This is a genomic window from Bradyrhizobium sp. AUGA SZCCT0158, from assembly GCF_018130065.1.
Classification (GTDB): Bacteria; Pseudomonadota; Alphaproteobacteria; order Rhizobiales; family Xanthobacteraceae; genus Bradyrhizobium.
This window is the reverse complement of sequence record NZ_JAFCME010000012.1, coordinates 56,099-70,893: the sequence shown is the minus strand read 5'-3', so window position 1 is coordinate 70,893 and position 14,795 is coordinate 56,099. Positions and strand designations below refer to the sequence as shown.

The window sequence follows — 14,795 nt, the reverse complement described above, 5'->3', positions numbered from 1 at the left end:
CATTCCGCTGTCGTCCCGGCCTTGAGCCGGGACCCATAACCACAGGCTTTGGTTTTGCGGAAGGTGTTGGCCAGTGTGCCCCATAGAGAGATCACGCGGTATGGGTCCCGGCTCAAGGCCGGGACGACACCGAGGGCGATATCCGCACTTCCCATAGGCAACCGCTGCCCGTTGTTAGTGCTTGATCCACACCGGAACCAGTGTTCTGCTTAAAAAAGCTGCTGGAGTAGCCCGTCCGTGTCGATCTTCGTCGCACTGCATCACGTTACGCACTACAAATACGACCGACCGATCGACATCGGGCCTCAAACCGTACGCCTGCGGCCGGCGCCGCACACGCGCACGCCGGTGCTGAGCTATTCGCTCAAGGTCACGCCCTCAAATCACTTCGTGAACTGGCAGCAGGATCCGCAAGGCAACTGGCTGGCGCGATTCGTTTTTCCGGAGAAGGCGAGCGAGCTGAAGATCGAGGTCGATTTCTCGACGCAGATGACCGTGGTCAATCCGTTCGACTTCTTCGTCGAACCCTACGCCACCAGTTTTCCGTTTCAATATACCAACGATCTCAAGACCGAGTTGGCGCCATATCTGGCGACCTCGGACGAGGGGCCGCTGTTTGCCGCCTATCTGAAGGACATCCCGCGTGAGGCCGACAGCACGGTCAATTTCCTGGTCGACCTCAACGCGCAGCTGCAGAAGAAAATCGGTTACGTCATCCGGATGGAGCCGGGCATCCAGACGCCGGAGGAGTCGCTGGCCGCCGGCTCCGGCTCCTGCCGCGACTCCGCCTGGCTCCTGATCCAGATCTTCAGGCATCTCGGACTCGCCGCGCGTTTCGTCTCCGGCTATCTCATTCAACTCCGCCCCGACATCGATCCGGTCGAAGGCCCGCGCGAGGTCGAAAGCGATTTCACCGACCTGCATGCCTGGGCCGAGGTCTATCTGCCGGGGGCAGGGTGGATCGGCTTCGACGTCACCTCGGGCATGCTGACCGGCGAGGGGCACATCCCCGTCGCCGCCACGCCGCATTACCGCTCGGCGGCGCCGATCTCGGGCACCGCAGGATTCGCCAACACCGAATTCGGCTTCGAGATGAGCGTCAAGCGCATCCGCGAGGCGCCGCGGATCACGCGGCCGTTCTCGGACGAATCCTGGTCGCGTCTCGACAGGTTAGGCGAAGCCGTCGACGCCGATCTGAAAATGGAAGACGTGCGGCTGACGATGGGCGGCGAGCCGACGTTTGTCTCCGTCGACGATCTGGAATCGCCGGAGTGGAATATCGCCGCGGTCGGTCCGACCAAGCGCACGCTCGCTGACGATCTCATTCGCAAATTACGCGTGCGTTTTGCGCCCGGCGGCCTGCTGCATTACGGGCAGGGCAAATGGTATCCGGGCGAGAGCCTGCCGCGCTGGGCGTTCGGGCTCTATTGGCGCAAGGATGGCGTGCCGATCTGGAAGAACGCCGAACTGATCGCGAACATCGAAAATCCGCGCAAGGCCGAAATCGCCGACGCCGAGCATTTTGCCGAAGGCGTCGCACAAAAGCTCGGACTCACAACCGACTACGTGCTGCCCGCGTTCGAGGACACCGCGCATTGGCTGCAGAAGGAAGCGGCGCTGCCGGCCAATGTCGATCCGACCGACTCCAAATTGGCTGATCCGGAAGAACGCGCGCGGATGGCGCGGGTGTTCGATTCCGGCCTCAACAAGCCAAAGGGATTTGTGCTGCCGATCCAGCGCTGGAACGAGGCCTTCAAGCACCCACCTGGCCACTGGCGCAGCGAACGCTGGAAGATCCGGCGCGGCCACCTGTTCCTGTTTCCAGGCGATTCCCCCCTCGGCCTGCGGCTGCCGATCGCTTCGCTGGAACACATTCCGCCGGAAGAATATCCCTATATCGTCGAGCAGGATCCGATGGAGCCGCGCGACGAACTGGCAGCTTCCGACACGGGGACTAAGGCCGAGGACGCGAAGGCCAAAGAGAAGCCAAAACTCGAGCCCGTGCGCACGGCGATGTCGATCGAAATCCGCGACGGCGTTTTGTGCGCCTTCATGCCGCCGGTCGAGAAGCTCGAAGATTATCTGGAGCTGATCGCGGCGGTGGAGGCGACCGCCGAAGAGCTGAAATTGCAGGTCCATGTCGAGGGCTATTCGCCGCCATACGATCCGCGCGTCGAAGTCATCAAGGTGACGCCCGATCCCGGCGTGATCGAAATCAACATCCAGCCGGCGCAGAGCTGGCGCGAGGCGGTCGACATCACCTTCGGCCTTTACGAGGACGCCGCGAAAACGCGCCTCGGCGCCAACCGTTTCCTGGTCGACGGCCGCCACACCGGCACCGGCGGCGGCAACCACGTCGTGGTCGGCGGCTCTACGCCGCAGGACTCGCCGTTCCTGCGCCGGCCCGATCTCTTGAAGAGTCTCGTGCTGTACTGGCAGCGCCATCCGTCGCTGTCCTACCTATTCTCGGGCATGTTCATCGGCCCGACCAGCCAGGCGCCGCGCATCGACGAAGCGCGGCATGACGGCCTCTATGAACTTGAAATCGCGCTGGCCCATGTGCCGCCGCCGGGCATCGAGGCGCCGCTATGGCTGGTCGATCGCCTGTTCCGGCACATCCTGGTCGACATAACAGGCAATACCCATCGCGCCGAAATCTGCATCGACAAGCTCTATTCGCCTGATGGCCCGACCGGCCGTCTCGGGCTCGTCGAGTTCCGCGCGCTGGAAATGCCGCCCGATCCGCGGATGTCGCTGGCGCAGCAACTCCTGATCCGGGCGCTGATCGCAAAAATGTGGCGCGAGCCGCAGCAAGGCCAATTCGTGCGCTGGGGCACCGCGCTGCATGATCGCTTCATGCTGCCGCATTTCCTCTGGGAAGATTTCTTGGGGGTGCTCGAAGAACTCAAGCTGTCCGGCTACGATTTTTCGCCGGAATGGTATTCGGCCCAGCTCGAGTTTCGTTTCCCGGTGTTCGGCCGGGTCCATCACGGCGGCGTATCGCTGGAGCTGCGTCAGGCGCTGGAGCCGTGGCACGTGCTCGGCGAGGAGGGCTCGGCCGGCGGCACCGTGCGTTATGTCGATTCGTCGGTGGAGCGGTTGCAGGTCAAGGCGTCGGGCTTTGTCGAAGGCCGCCACGTCGTCACCTGCAATGGCCGGCGGATGCCGATGACAGCCACCGGCCGCGCCAGTGAGGCGGTCGCCGGCGTCCGTTTCAAGGCCTGGCAGCCGGCATCCGGGCTGCATCCGACCATTCCGGTCCACGCCCCGCTGACATTTGATTTAATTGATACCTGGAACGGCCGCTCGCTCGGCGGCTGCGTCTATCATGTCGCCCATCCCGGCGGCCGCAGCTATGACACCAAGCCGGTCAATTCCTATGAGGCCGAGGCGCGGCGGCTGGCCCGGTTTCAGGATCACGGCCACACCCCGGGCAAGGTCGATCTGCCGCCCGAGGAACGCACAATAGAATTTCCTTTGACGCTCGACTTGAGGACGCCGCTCCGGCACTAAAGGCGCTGAGATCGGAGAGTCGGATGGCGGGGCACGCCGGCAGTCAGGATAGCAAGACCCGTCCGGGCCAGCGCCGGATGGCGCAATGGACCCGTGACTACGCCCGGCTGCCGGGTATTCCGGATGAATATATCGGCCAGGACGGTGCGCCCCGGCCAGCTTGGGCGCGGTTTTTCGATGCCTTTGCCGCGCTTTCGCCCGCCGACATCGAGCGCCGGTTCGCCTCCGCGGATCGCCATCTGCGGGAGGCCGGCGTCACCTATCGCGCGCCCGGCGAGACCGCTGACCGGCTCTGGCCGCTGAGCCATCTGCCGCTGATCATCGACGAGACCGACTGGCGGCAACTGACCACGGGCATCGCCCAGCGCGCGCAGTTGCTCGAAATGATCCTGCGCGACCTCTATGGCGAGGGCCGGCTGGTCGCGGATGGCTCCGTGCCCGCGGCGGCGATTGCCGGCAGCAACGAATATCTGCGCGCGGTCTGCGGCGTCAAACCGCCGGGCGGACGCTACCTGCATCTCTACGCCGCCGATGTCGGCCGCGGCCCCGATGGCCGCTGGTGGGTGCTCAGCGACCGTACGCAGGCGCCGTCGGGCGCCGGCTACGCGCTGGAAAACCGCCTGGTGCTGTCGCGCGCCTTCTCCAATCTCTACAAGTCGATGAATGTCGAACGCGTCGCGCCGTTCTTTGAGGCGTTCCGCGACGCGCTGCGCGCGAGCGCTGACCGCGACGAGCCGCGCATCGGATTGCTGACGCCGGGCGCCTTCAACGAAACCTATTTCGAACATGCGACGATCGCGCGCTATCTCGGCTTCCTGCTGGTCGAGGGCGATGATCTCGCCGTCAGCGGCGACCGCATCCATATCCGCACCGTCGCCGGCCTGAAGCGGCTCGATGTGCTGCTGCGCCGGGTCGATTCCAACTTCCTCGATCCGCTGGAGCTCGATGCGTCCTCGCATCTTGGCGTGCCCGGCCTGATCGACGTGCTGCGCAAGAGCGGCGTCGTGGTCGCCAACATGCCCGGCTCCGGCGTGCTGGAGGCGCGGGCGCTGCTCGGCTTCCTGCCCAATCTGTGCCGCCGCCTGCTCAGCGAGGATTTGCTGATGCCGCACATCGCGACCTGGTGGTGCGGCCAGAAATCGGCGCGCGAGGAAGTGCTGTCGCGGCTCGACGATTTTGCGATCGAGGGCGCCTATGGCCGTGCCGTGCCGGGCTTTCCGGGCAGCGGACCCGTGCTTGCGGGCGAGTTGTCTCCGCCCGAGCGCGAGCGGCTCAGGTCTGCGATTTCCGACCGCGGCATCGACTTTGTCGGCCAGGAGCTGGTGCGGCTGTCGACGACGCCCACCTGGGAGAACGGCCGGATCACGCCGCGTCCGTTCGTACTCCGGGTGTTTGCCGCCGCCACCCCGAACGGCTGGACCATTCTGCCGGGCGGCTTCTGCCGGATCGCCGATCAGCCCGACGCCCGTGCGGTGTCGATGGGCGACGGGGCGCGCGCGGCCGACGTCTGGGTGGTGTCCGACAAACCAATAGCGGCTTCGACGCTGTTGCCGGCGGCCGACACGGTGCGGATCAGGCGCATCGCCGGCGTGGTGCCCAGCCGTGCCGCAGACAATCTGTTCTGGCTCGGCCGCTATCTCGAACGCGCCGAGGCGACGCTGCGGCTGATCCGCGCGCTCGGCACGCCGACGCGCGATTCCGGCAAGGGCGCACCGAGCGGGGCATCGACCGCGCTGCATTCGGTCGAGCGCATCCAGCGGCTTCTGGTGACCTGGGGCGCGACCTCGCAGGCGAGCCGGGCCAATTCCGCCAAGGTCGCCGCCGAGGCGCTGCAAAGTGCGGAAAAATTCGGCTCGGCACTGTCGCTGCTGCGATCGGCGCAGCGCACCGCGACCTCGCTGCGGGAGCGGCTTTCGCCCGACGCCTGGCAGGTCATCACCGAGATGGTGGAACGCCTCTCTGTGGAAGCCGACGATGATGACGGCATCGTCAGCGCCGCCGAGTTGTCCTTGCAGGAGCTCGCGAGCTTTGCCGGGCTCGCACAGGAGAACATGAACCGCGCCGCCGGCTGGCGCTTCCTCGAGATGGGCCGCCGCGCCGAGCGCGCCATCAACACCGCGCGGTTTGCCCGACAGTTCGCCTATGACGAGGCCGGCGACGAGGACCTCGACGTTTTGCTGACGCTGGTGGATTGCCAGATCACCTACCGTTCGCGCTATCTGGTCGGGCCGGCCCTGGCGCCGGTGCGCGATCTGGCGGTGCTCGACCCCTACAATCCGCGCTCGGTAGCGTTTCAGGTGGCGGCGCTCAACGAGCACATTGCGAGCCTTCCGAGCCTCAAGGAGCATGGCTTGATCGAGCGGCCGCAGCGTCTGGCGGTGGCGCTGCAGGCGATGCTGACGACCGCGGAGGCCGCAGCGCTGGATGTCAAAGCCCTGTTCGCGCTGGAGCAGGACCTGCTCAACCTCGCCGACGCCATCGGCCTGCATTACTTCCCGCACGGACCGAATGCGAGCCGGCCGGAGAAGCTGACGGGCCTCGCGTGATCTACGACATCCGTCACGTCACGACCTATAGCTATGAGAGCCCGGTGAGTTTTGCGCGCTGCTCGCTGCGGCTCGAGCCGCGCAGCGGCGACGGGCAGCAGCTGGTCTCGCATTCCGTCGAGATCCGCCCCAAGCCGGCGGAGCGCACGATACGGCGGGATTTTTTCGGAACCCATACCGAGAGCGTGCTGATCGAAACCGCGCATCGCAGCTTGCGGATAGATTCCAGGTCGCGGGTGCAGGTCGCGCGCCAGGCGCTCGCCCGCACCGCGCCGAGCCCGTCATGGGAGAGCGTGCGCGACGTCGCCTTCGAGGCCTCAAGCCTCGGTCCGGCCTCGCCGGTCGGCTACGTCTTTGCAAGTTCGCTGGTGCCGGTGCTCGGGCCGGTTACCGCTTACGCCGCTGCAAGCTTTCCGCAAGGGCAGGGCATTCTCGTTAGTGCCATCGACCTGATGCACCGCATCCGCCACGAGTTCAAATACGATCCGAAAGCCACCGTGATCTCGACGCCGCTGCGAGAAGTGTTCGAGAAACGCCACGGCGTCTGCCAGGACTTTGCCCATGTGATGATCGCGGGCCTTCGCGGCCTCGGGCTGCCGGCGGCCTATGTCAGCGGTTACTTACGCACCTACCCGCCGGCGGGCCAGCCGCGCCTGCAGGGCGCCGACGCCACCCATGCCTGGGTGTCGGTGTGGTGCGGCAGTGAGATCGGCTGGATCGGGTTCGATCCGACCAACGACCTCCTGGTCGAGAACGACCACATCATCCTGGCGGTCGGGCGCGACTTCTCCGACGTCTCGCCGGTCGATGGCATCATCGTGGGATCGCGCAAGCAAAAGCTCGCGGTGGCCGTGGACGTGGTGCCGGTGGAGTAATCAGTACCGTTCCAGGTGAGCGCCGGTGGGCCGGACTCAAAATGTTGAAAACAACCCCATGCACAGCACCGGTATCTTTATACCCTAAACTAAGCTGCTGTTTTCTAATGTCTTTGACCGAATCAGGTATAGGTCAAATCAGCCGTAATGGTCAAACTCGTTCGGCGCAATCCGAACCTCTCGCGCGAAATCCGTCAGAGACACGATGAAGGCTGAAACAGAAATGACGAAGAGGATGGCGACGCCTCGTTCGTGCCGGATCTCAAAGAATGCACTTACGAAGCCCACGATGATGACGATGCCTATCGAAATGCTTCCCATGATGGCCCAGAAGATCGCACGATTGATCATGGCGGCACGCCGAACAAGGCGGGGCAAGTCTGCCTTGAGCCGGCTTCTCGCTTGGTCCTGATCAGAAATCTGGTTCAGGTAGATCGACCTATCGATGATCCTGTTCAGGCGAGATATCAGCAGGGCGATAAAGGCCGCCAGTGCGCCAAGAAGAAACGCGGGTGCGGCCGCCTGGGAAATGACGTGAGAGAGCTGACTGATTGATGGCGTGTCCGGCAACATTGGCTGGCCGCTATTTCGCTAGCCGCCTGGTTGGCGTCACCGTGCTGGTTGGCGCCATCGGCGAGATTGAGAAGGTCAACCATGTATTCCAGCCGGCCGGGCGATTCTCGGCAGCGAACTCACCGTAACCTTTCAGGTTCAGATATCCCTGCATGTCTCCCACAGGGAACAGGAAGCCGACCTGCGGACCGATGCCTAGCACACGGGACCGAAAGCCTCCCAAGGCGGGATGCTGGCCGAAGTCATCGGTAATCTGCTGATAAGCATAGCCAACGAGGCCAACGAAGGCCTGCTTCGACAGAAACTGCGAGGCTCCCCAATCCACGTGGAAGTCGATGCCGTTCTGGTATTGCGTATCCGGATTCTTGAAATTGTAGGTGAGGCCCGCGACGGCGGAAAACTCGTGACCGGCCTGCGGATTGAAGTATGTGTAGCCGCCGCCGCCGTCGATGGCAGCATGACCGATGCCGAGATTGGCGAGCCGGGTCGAACTGTAAGCGCCAACGGGAATATCTCCTGTGACATAGGTCATGAAATTGTGGACGCCTGCGTTCCACTTGAGCGTCGCCTGCGGGTAGAGATCGCCGACCGATGTGACGGAGTCGCCGAAACTGCCCGCACGCGTTACCCCGAACGGGCCAACGGCCGCCGTCAGCATTCCGGCAAGATCGGCGCTCGATCGCCCGAACAGTCCCGTTACACCGATGGCGAGTTGCCCGCCCAGCACCGGCGTTGCGAAGGTGTAAGTGGGATTGAGCAGGACGAGATCCCCCCGCCCATTCAGACGCAAGTTCAGATCGACGTTTACTGTTGCGGGAATTCTGCCGACGTGAACTTCTCTCGCGGCGGCCGCAGTACCAAATGCACTTACGCTGGTGTGATAGTAGACTGCCGCCATCGACCAGCCGGGAACCTGAGGTGTCGCAGCAAGGCTGCTGAAGCGGCCAGGAAGCCAGTAGGACACGCCGCCCTCATCGGCGCGGACGGTGGTAGCGGGCACCAACAGCGCCGCAATCGCCGAGGCAATGGCCGCATTCTTGAACGCGGGACGGAGAGATGACCTTACCTCGCTTCGTCCAACGCGGTGTCTTCCTCTTCCAAGGTCAAGCCCCCACATGATAGCCCCCCGCATGTTTTGAGAGTACCGCGCCTTAAGCCCTACTCCGAACGGTCGGCCTCATGCCGGCGCCGTCGCGCCGGCATGAGACCGTGGTCTCAAGCGCCAACCTTCCTGGCTGCAGGAACCGTCCATGTTCCGTTGATGATCGACGGGTCTGTCTCCTGCGGCCAGTACATGCGTAGCATGAGGATAAAATCTCCCTCTGGCGCAGGCAGCCAGTTGGATTCCTTGTCTTTGCCGGGAGAGTCCTTCTGAATGTACAGGTCGGTTGAGCCGTCCGGATTTTCCTTCAAATCTTCACGAGCACTGACCGAGTACCTGTTGAGCGGGTTCTTTACGAAGAAATAGCCGCTGTCATACATCGTAAGCGACCAAAATCCCTCCGCTGGAGGCAAATGGCCTTTGGGAAACCGCATCACGTACTTGTTCGCGCCATTGTACTTGTGACCATCGGCGTCTTTTTGCGAGGTGGGATACACCGCGTCCTGCGGACGGTTGGCACCAAGTCCGATCGCTGTCACCAGGGCACGCATCAGATAATCGGTGCCATAGATGCCGGTCTTCGTCGTGAAAGCGAAGCCGTTCTCGTCCTTGATGGCCTTGTTGATCTTGAACTGAACCATGATCCGGTCAAACGACACCTCCGGCACGCGCTTCAGGAAGTCCGCCTTCAGCTTGCTCTCGTCAAAATCCTGCCCGGGTACGATGCCGATGCGAGCAAATTTCGCAAGCTGAGGTGCGTCAGCTGCGTAGGGCGGATTGGACTTCATGAGTTCGCACAGCAGCTTGAAATACGACACCGCGTCCATGCGATTGACCTGTTCGCGGACGGCCGTTTTCATGTCGATCGACGGATCGACCTTGCCCACAGGCGGCGTGTACGGCTTGCCGTAAGCGCTGAGCGGCACGAGCTTGCACTCGTCCTGCAGCTTGTGTACGGCCGCGTAATCTTCCGGCGTGCCGGTGCAGTAGATCCGGCCGAGCAGCCACACGATATTGGTCTGCGACTTATACTGCTTCACGCCATCCGGCAGCGTGCCTTTCCAACCGGGCCCGGTAATCGCGTAGGTCTGCGCGCCGGTGCCAGTGGTACGCTTGCCGGGCACCTGGAAAACCGTCGTCCAACCGTCCAGCATCGGCATCAGGAAATAGCGTCCCTTCATGTCGGGGATGCTGAGCACCCATGGTTCTTTCCCGACATCGAAAAACGAGGTCGTGTAGAGCGTGTCCGCGTTCGGCGCCGTGACGTCCCGGAACGAGGCGTCGGGATATTGTCGTAGCTTGATGATATGCCCCATCGGGCCGCGCGTGCCCACGGGCTCGGCGACATTGGTGATGATCCGCCGGGTCATCTCCATCGTCATCAGCGGATAGCCGAAGATGTAGGCGTCGCTGGCCAGCCAAAACTCTTCCAGGCCTTGTCCCACTCCGAGAAAGGAATCCTGCGCAAGAGTCGGTCGTGTTGCGGCGACTCCTGCGAGCAACCCCATTCCGCCAAGTGCGAGGGATCGACGGGTGATGTTCATCGTTATCTCCTTCCTGATACAAACGAATGACGTAGGTTCGTGGCTCACGCCTTTTGCAACGGCGTCGTTTAGACGAGTGTAAAAATTGGCGGCTACGATGCCGCTAATCGGCAACGCTCAATAGCAAGGCGGATAGGGGTAGTATCCGCATCGGGGAGCGTAATAGGGATACGCCGCTGCGCCGGCCACAGCGGCCGCTCCCGCGAAAGCAGCGCCACGGTAGAACGCTCCCCGCCAGGCCGTGCGGCGGGCGACGCCGGCGAAAGACAACGGCGTGAATGGCCGGCCAATGATGTCGATAAAGACTGATGCCGGGCCGTCCGCTCCAGCGAGATCGCCTTCGAGTATGTCGACATCGAAAGTCAGCTTGTCACCCTCAAGCTTGGGCGATTTCAGTACGACGACGGCATCGACCACGGATGATCCGTCCTTCTTGAATCCGGACACGGTGGCGTTTGGGGGATCCTTCGCAAAGTTGTCGCTGCCGTTGCCCCAATCCTCGACAATTCGCGACGTGAGATCATGCCCGGCGGCGCGAACAGGCCGATCGGCAAAGACGATCGCATTCGGTGAAATTCCCGTCAGCACCAGTTTACCTTCCTTCAGACTCGCGCCGCGCGAGTTGAGGACAAAAAGAGACGGGACCACTTCCGGCTTTGCCTGACCGATGGATTTATCAAGCGGAATGTGCGGCTTGTTCTCTGCCGGCGATTGAGCAAGAAGTTGGTGCGGAAGAGCCACTAAACCAGCGGCGCAAGCCGCGATCAGGGCAAGGCGAGCCATCATGATGGTGTTCTCCTTTGCAGGCTGGTTGTTCTTTTTCGATCGGCACTTGAGCAATTCAAAAAGCAGCTTGGAGCAGCGCCGTGCAGACAAGCCGAAAACGCTAGCGACACCTCCCAATTCACCATGGTCGTCATTGATATAGATCAATGGCGGGATAGCTCGCTCGCGCTGGTGACGCTTTCACCGCCGCGGCGACCGTTCTGCATTTCGCGCCAATTCACATCGCGCGTCTTGCCATTTCGCGCCAATCGTCAGAAGTTGTTCAGCGGCTGATCGCATGAGAACGACGGCGAGCAAATCAACCATCATGCTTGCGGCCACGTTGCTGCCGCCGATAAACAACAGGTTGAATTTTCATCAAACGGGCAAAAGATCGGCTGAAGCTGCTCGCGTTGGTATAACCGAGGAATTTAGCGATATCCGACAAGCGCTTACTCGAATCGGCGAGCAAGTGGCACGCGATCTGCAAACGCACCTCGGCGAGCAGTTTGCCGTGGCTTGTACCCATGCGTTCGAGATGACGCTGCAATGTGCGTCCACTGATTTTGAGCGCGTGGGCTGTGCTATCCAGGGTTGCGTCACCGTGCCGCAGTGATGCAACAATGGCGGCGCGGACCGCCTTGGGTGAAGGCAAGCGGACAGCTCTCATCGGTTGGTGCGAGGCGCGAAGCCTATGCTCCCTCAATGGAATTCGGGTGATGAGACTACGGGCCCTTGATGGGACTCATCTGGCCAATAGGCGCCAAAATTTTCGTCAAATGGAATTGTCCGAAACCTGAAACTCTCTCGGAAGGATTGTGCTCGATAAAACGGAAGCAAAAAGCGGTGCGGAACTGATAGTCTGTCGACAAGATTCAGGCAGGCATGCAGTTGGGCTGCCAACTGCGCGTTCTTTAGTACGTTTTAGATTTCGTTTTGAGGTGCAGTCAGTGCCGAAGATTCATTTGACGCGTTGTCAACACCTTAGTCCTTTCGCGGACATTCTGAATAATCTTGGCACGCCAACCGCTTCGCTGCTGGAGAAATTTCGTTTACCAGCGTCGCTGGAGGAAAAATCCGATCACTACGTTCCGATTTTACCTGCGATCGAATTTGCGGAGTTTGCCAGTAGGTCGCAGGGCATAGAGGATTTCGGATTCCACGCTGCCAAGACGCTACATTTCGGCCACCTGAGTGAAAGGACCCGGATTTTAATCGGTCATTCTCCGACGCTGCTTGTCGCGCTACAACAGGCCTGCAAATGGGCATCGCTCGAAGACTCAAACTTGAGCAACTGGCTCGAGCACCACGACGATCATGTGCGCTATTGCAGCAGGCTTGCCGGGACCAAGGGGCTTCAGCATCTCGAGCATTCACAGTGGCTTCAGAACGTTTTTCCGATTTACATCGTCCGGCAATTCGCCGGACCGGATTGGGCTCCGGCAACTATCGCCTTTGAAGCGCGGTACACGCCGGGTCCGGCATGTCAGTCATTTTGGCCGACCTCTCGATTCCTGTCCGGTCAAGAAGCATCGTGGATCGACGTGCCTGTTTCGCTTCTGGCACTCCCTAACAGGTCCAGCGAAAGTTCTCTCGATCTGAAGAGCGACCACGTCCAACATTCAAGTTTTGACTTCATCCAGGCCTTGAAGCTGATGCTTCCCTCCTACCTGGACGAGCGACCTCCAATGCTTGCTGAAATTGCAGAACTGGCAGGGGTCAGTGCGCGTAGCCTTCAACGCAAGCTCTCGCGCGCCGGCTTTACATATTCGGAGCTTGTGGATGCCGTCAGGTTTGAAAATGCCAGGCAGCTCTTACGTAACACCGATTCCAAGATCATCGAAATCGCGTTCGCTTCTGGCTACGCGGATCCTGCCCACTTTACCCGCGCCTTCCGGAGGGTTGCCGGCGTAACGCCGGGGCAGTTTCGCGAACAATGGCGACCTCGATAATATTTGTTTCTACGAAGCTGTTTCGACGGGTTCAATGTCCGTTTTGGATCCAAGCGGAATTGACGTCCACGCCGGAAGTCAGCTTTTGACCTTATCTGAACGTTGCACAAAGCTAGATCATTGTGGCCGCGCTACCCGTTCGGTGAGAGGCCTGATGCAGAAGCGGTTCGCAAAGACTGCCGGAGATTTCAAACCGCTCGCCTGTGGTTACGGAGCATGTTTCGCAACGGACAGGATCAAAGTCGACGGCATGCGCGTCCGCTTCATGTACCGGGAAAAGGCCGGCAACTCGATCGATAGCGGATAGAGGTTCATGGCCGGGCGAAACAGACGACTACATGAATGATGCAGCTAATCATGGGATTTATGACATCAGTACGATAGCGAAATACGATCCCGACATCATGCCTGTCTCGACGCGGCGGAAGGTTGAGCTTTCGGACGAATGCCAATGATCACTTCGTTCAAATCGTTGATTATCGGATTGCGGAGTAAGAGGCTTCTGGCCCATAGCAGACGTTGCCATCCTCGGCGGTGATGCAGCTTGTGCCCCGAAGCAGGCTTCGCCGCGGGGCCGCCTACCGTGCGATGGAGCGAACTGGTAGCCTTGCAACCGGGCGGGAGTGCCAGTTGCCGGCAGCTCATCCGGCGGAGGCAAGCCGGCGCGGCCGAGTGCGCGGCGTTGATGACAGGGAGTGATCAGATGATACTCAATCCGGATCATATCACGATCGCAGTGGCAGACGCCGACCGGGCGATCGGGTTCTTCGCGCTGCTTGGCTTCACAAAGGGGCACGTTGCGACGATCGACGGTGGCCTTCCCGCCCGGTACATGGGCATGCCGGCCATGAAAGCGCAGCACATCACCCTTGTGCTTGAAGGAGCGGACCCTCATTTCGAGATCCAGCTGCTTGAGTTTGACCCGCCCCCGGGGACCGATCCGGGTGCGCACCCGACGAATTTGCGAAAACTGGGCTTCAATCATCTCGCGTTCCGCGTCGATGACATTGAGGCGGCCACCGCGCACCTCGTGGCCAACGGCGTAACCGTGCTGAGTGACGAGATGGACTACATCAGCCGAAAGCTGCGGCTCTTCGAGGGTCCCGAGGGCATCACCGTAGAGTTGGTACAGTGGGACGGCTCAGCCTAGACTTATCTGCGGTAGAAAATGCGTCAAACCAAAAAACTGGAGCTTCGGTTCTGATTCGATCAGAACCGATCATGCTCTAGGCAGCTGAGGACACCTTGTCTGGCTGGCAAGCGCGCTTGTCTGCGAAGGCCGTGTTGATGGCGTCGTGGAAGCGACGCAGCCAGTGCTCGGCCGTATTCGCGCGCGCTTCGGCTTCGGCCAGTCGTTTCGTGAGTTGTTCTACGTTCGCCTCACTTGCAATCAATCTTTCCTGGAGGCTGGCAATCTGTTGTGAAGCCTCAATTCGCTTCGAACGTGAATGCTGCAACAGTTCGAACGCCTTGGCCTGGATTTTGTGCGAGTGGCTTTCCACCATCTGCATGGCCTGGGCGGCGCCACTGATCAGCTCAAGGGCTTGAAGATGGTCTGGAGAATCGGCGTCTTTCGGCAGGGCCGCGGGTGACGGGACTGCCGGGGCTGACAGGGCCTCTTCGAGTTCGAAGCTGAAGTCCGAGTCACCCTGGTCCTCCGTCCGCGGTACGACGAGGCTGTAGATGTGAGGGCGACGGATTGCGTTTGGCTGCCTGATGGTGGCTCTGCTCTCCCGGGCCATGGTGTTCTCCTCCAATGCGCTGGGCCGTGACGGGACAATCGCAAGCGTATGGTTAACAAATGGTTAACGCGCACACGTGAAAAGGATGGTTGACGGGTTGATACCCCTTGGCGTTGCCGGCCTGGCGGATCAGATATCCGCCGATTTGGGGATCCGATATCGCTTCAGGATAACTTCGTCCCG

12 protein-coding genes are annotated in these 14,795 nt (G+C 61.3%); 6 read left to right on the top strand and 6 right to left on the bottom strand.

Annotated features, from left to right (window positions below):
• Positions 1-237: 237 nt before the first annotated feature.
• The 3 genes from JQ574_RS18725 to JQ574_RS18715 are packed head-to-tail and all read left to right on the top strand — an operon-like array spanning position 238 to position 6,934.
• The gene (locus JQ574_RS18725; RefSeq protein ID WP_212205132.1) at positions 238-3,513 is read left to right on the top strand and encodes a DUF2126 domain-containing protein; all 3,276 of its coding nucleotides are present in this window, start codon (positions 238-240) and stop codon (positions 3,511-3,513) included.
• A gap of 23 nt (positions 3,514-3,536) precedes the next feature.
• The gene (locus JQ574_RS18720; RefSeq protein ID WP_249119430.1) at positions 3,537-6,059 is read left to right on the top strand and encodes a circularly permuted type 2 ATP-grasp protein; all 2,523 of its coding nucleotides are present in this window, start codon (positions 3,537-3,539) and stop codon (positions 6,057-6,059) included.
• Positions 6,056-6,934, top strand: coding sequence for a transglutaminase family protein (locus JQ574_RS18715; protein ID WP_212205134.1), 879 nt, complete (start codon positions 6,056-6,058; stop codon positions 6,932-6,934). Before JQ574_RS18720 ends, JQ574_RS18715 begins: the two co-directional genes overlap by 4 nt.
• A gap of 138 nt (positions 6,935-7,072) precedes the next feature.
• Here JQ574_RS18715 and JQ574_RS18710 read toward each other — a convergent pair whose 3' ends face one another.
• The 5 genes from JQ574_RS18710 to JQ574_RS18690 form a co-directional block, all read right to left on the bottom strand.
• Positions 7,073-7,507 (bottom strand): DUF2721 domain-containing protein, encoded by a 435-nt coding sequence (locus JQ574_RS18710; RefSeq protein ID WP_212205136.1) that lies wholly within the window; start codon positions 7,505-7,507, stop codon positions 7,073-7,075.
• Between the two features lie 10 nt (positions 7,508-7,517).
• A complete protein-coding gene (locus JQ574_RS18705) occupies positions 7,518-8,639 on the bottom strand; it encodes a transporter (RefSeq protein WP_409363560.1) in 1,122 nt (373 codons plus the stop codon).
• Between the two features lie 83 nt (positions 8,640-8,722).
• Positions 8,723-10,153, bottom strand: a complete 1,431-nt coding sequence (locus JQ574_RS18700; RefSeq protein WP_212205140.1) for a DUF1254 domain-containing protein — start codon at positions 10,151-10,153, stop codon at positions 8,723-8,725.
• A gap of 117 nt (positions 10,154-10,270) precedes the next feature.
• On the bottom strand, positions 10,271-10,936 hold the full coding sequence (locus JQ574_RS18695; protein ID WP_409363375.1) for a hypothetical protein: 666 nt from the start codon (positions 10,934-10,936) through the stop codon (positions 10,271-10,273).
• A gap of 301 nt (positions 10,937-11,237) precedes the next feature.
• Positions 11,238-11,573, bottom strand: coding sequence for a helix-turn-helix domain-containing protein (locus JQ574_RS18690; protein WP_249119429.1), 336 nt, complete (start codon positions 11,571-11,573; stop codon positions 11,238-11,240).
• Between the two features lie 163 nt (positions 11,574-11,736).
• On the opposite strand from JQ574_RS18690, the gene JQ574_RS18685 reads away from it, so the two are divergent.
• The 3 genes from JQ574_RS18685 to JQ574_RS18675 all read left to right on the top strand — a co-directional run bounded on the left by JQ574_RS18685 (position 11,737) and on the right by JQ574_RS18675 (position 14,020).
• Complete coding sequence (locus tag JQ574_RS18685) at positions 11,737-12,870, top strand: helix-turn-helix domain-containing protein (protein WP_312014673.1); 1,134 nt, start codon at positions 11,737-11,739, stop codon at positions 12,868-12,870.
• Positions 12,871-13,073: 203 nt separating this feature from the next.
• On the top strand, positions 13,074-13,325 hold the full coding sequence (locus tag JQ574_RS35905; protein WP_409363370.1) for a DUF2185 domain-containing protein: 252 nt from the start codon (positions 13,074-13,076) through the stop codon (positions 13,323-13,325).
• A gap of 248 nt (positions 13,326-13,573) precedes the next feature.
• Positions 13,574-14,020: a VOC family protein gene (locus JQ574_RS18675; RefSeq protein ID WP_212205152.1), complete on the top strand. Its 447-nt coding sequence runs from the start codon at positions 13,574-13,576 to the stop codon at positions 14,018-14,020.
• Between the two features lie 76 nt (positions 14,021-14,096).
• Here the strand turns inward: JQ574_RS18675 and JQ574_RS18670 are convergent, their stop codons facing one another.
• Positions 14,097-14,612: a hypothetical protein gene (locus JQ574_RS18670; RefSeq protein WP_212205154.1), complete on the bottom strand. Its 516-nt coding sequence runs from the start codon at positions 14,610-14,612 to the stop codon at positions 14,097-14,099.
• Positions 14,613-14,795 lie beyond the last annotated feature (183 nt).

Bases quoted from the DNA above. Each gene is read 5' to 3' on its own strand.
- JQ574_RS18720 (WP_249119430.1), top strand. From the start codon at position 3,537: ATGGCGGGGCACGCCGGCAGTCAGGATAGCAAGACCCGTCCGGGCCAG.
- JQ574_RS18710 (WP_212205136.1), bottom strand. From the start codon at position 7,507: ATGTTGCCGGACACGCCATCAATCAGTCAGCTCTCTCACGTCATTTCC.
- JQ574_RS18695 (WP_409363375.1), bottom strand. From the start codon at position 10,936: ATGGCTCGCCTTGCCCTGATCGCGGCTTGCGCCGCTGGTTTAGTGGCT.
- JQ574_RS18675 (WP_212205152.1), top strand. From the start codon at position 13,574: ATGATACTCAATCCGGATCATATCACGATCGCAGTGGCAGACGCCGAC.
- JQ574_RS18705 (WP_409363560.1), bottom strand. From the start codon at position 8,639: ATGCGGGGGGCTATCATGTGGGGGCTTGACCTTGGAAGAGGAAGACAC.
- JQ574_RS18670 (WP_212205154.1), bottom strand. From the start codon at position 14,612: ATGGCCCGGGAGAGCAGAGCCACCATCAGGCAGCCAAACGCAATCCGT.
- JQ574_RS18700 (WP_212205140.1), bottom strand. From the start codon at position 10,153: ATGAACATCACCCGTCGATCCCTCGCACTTGGCGGAATGGGGTTGCTC.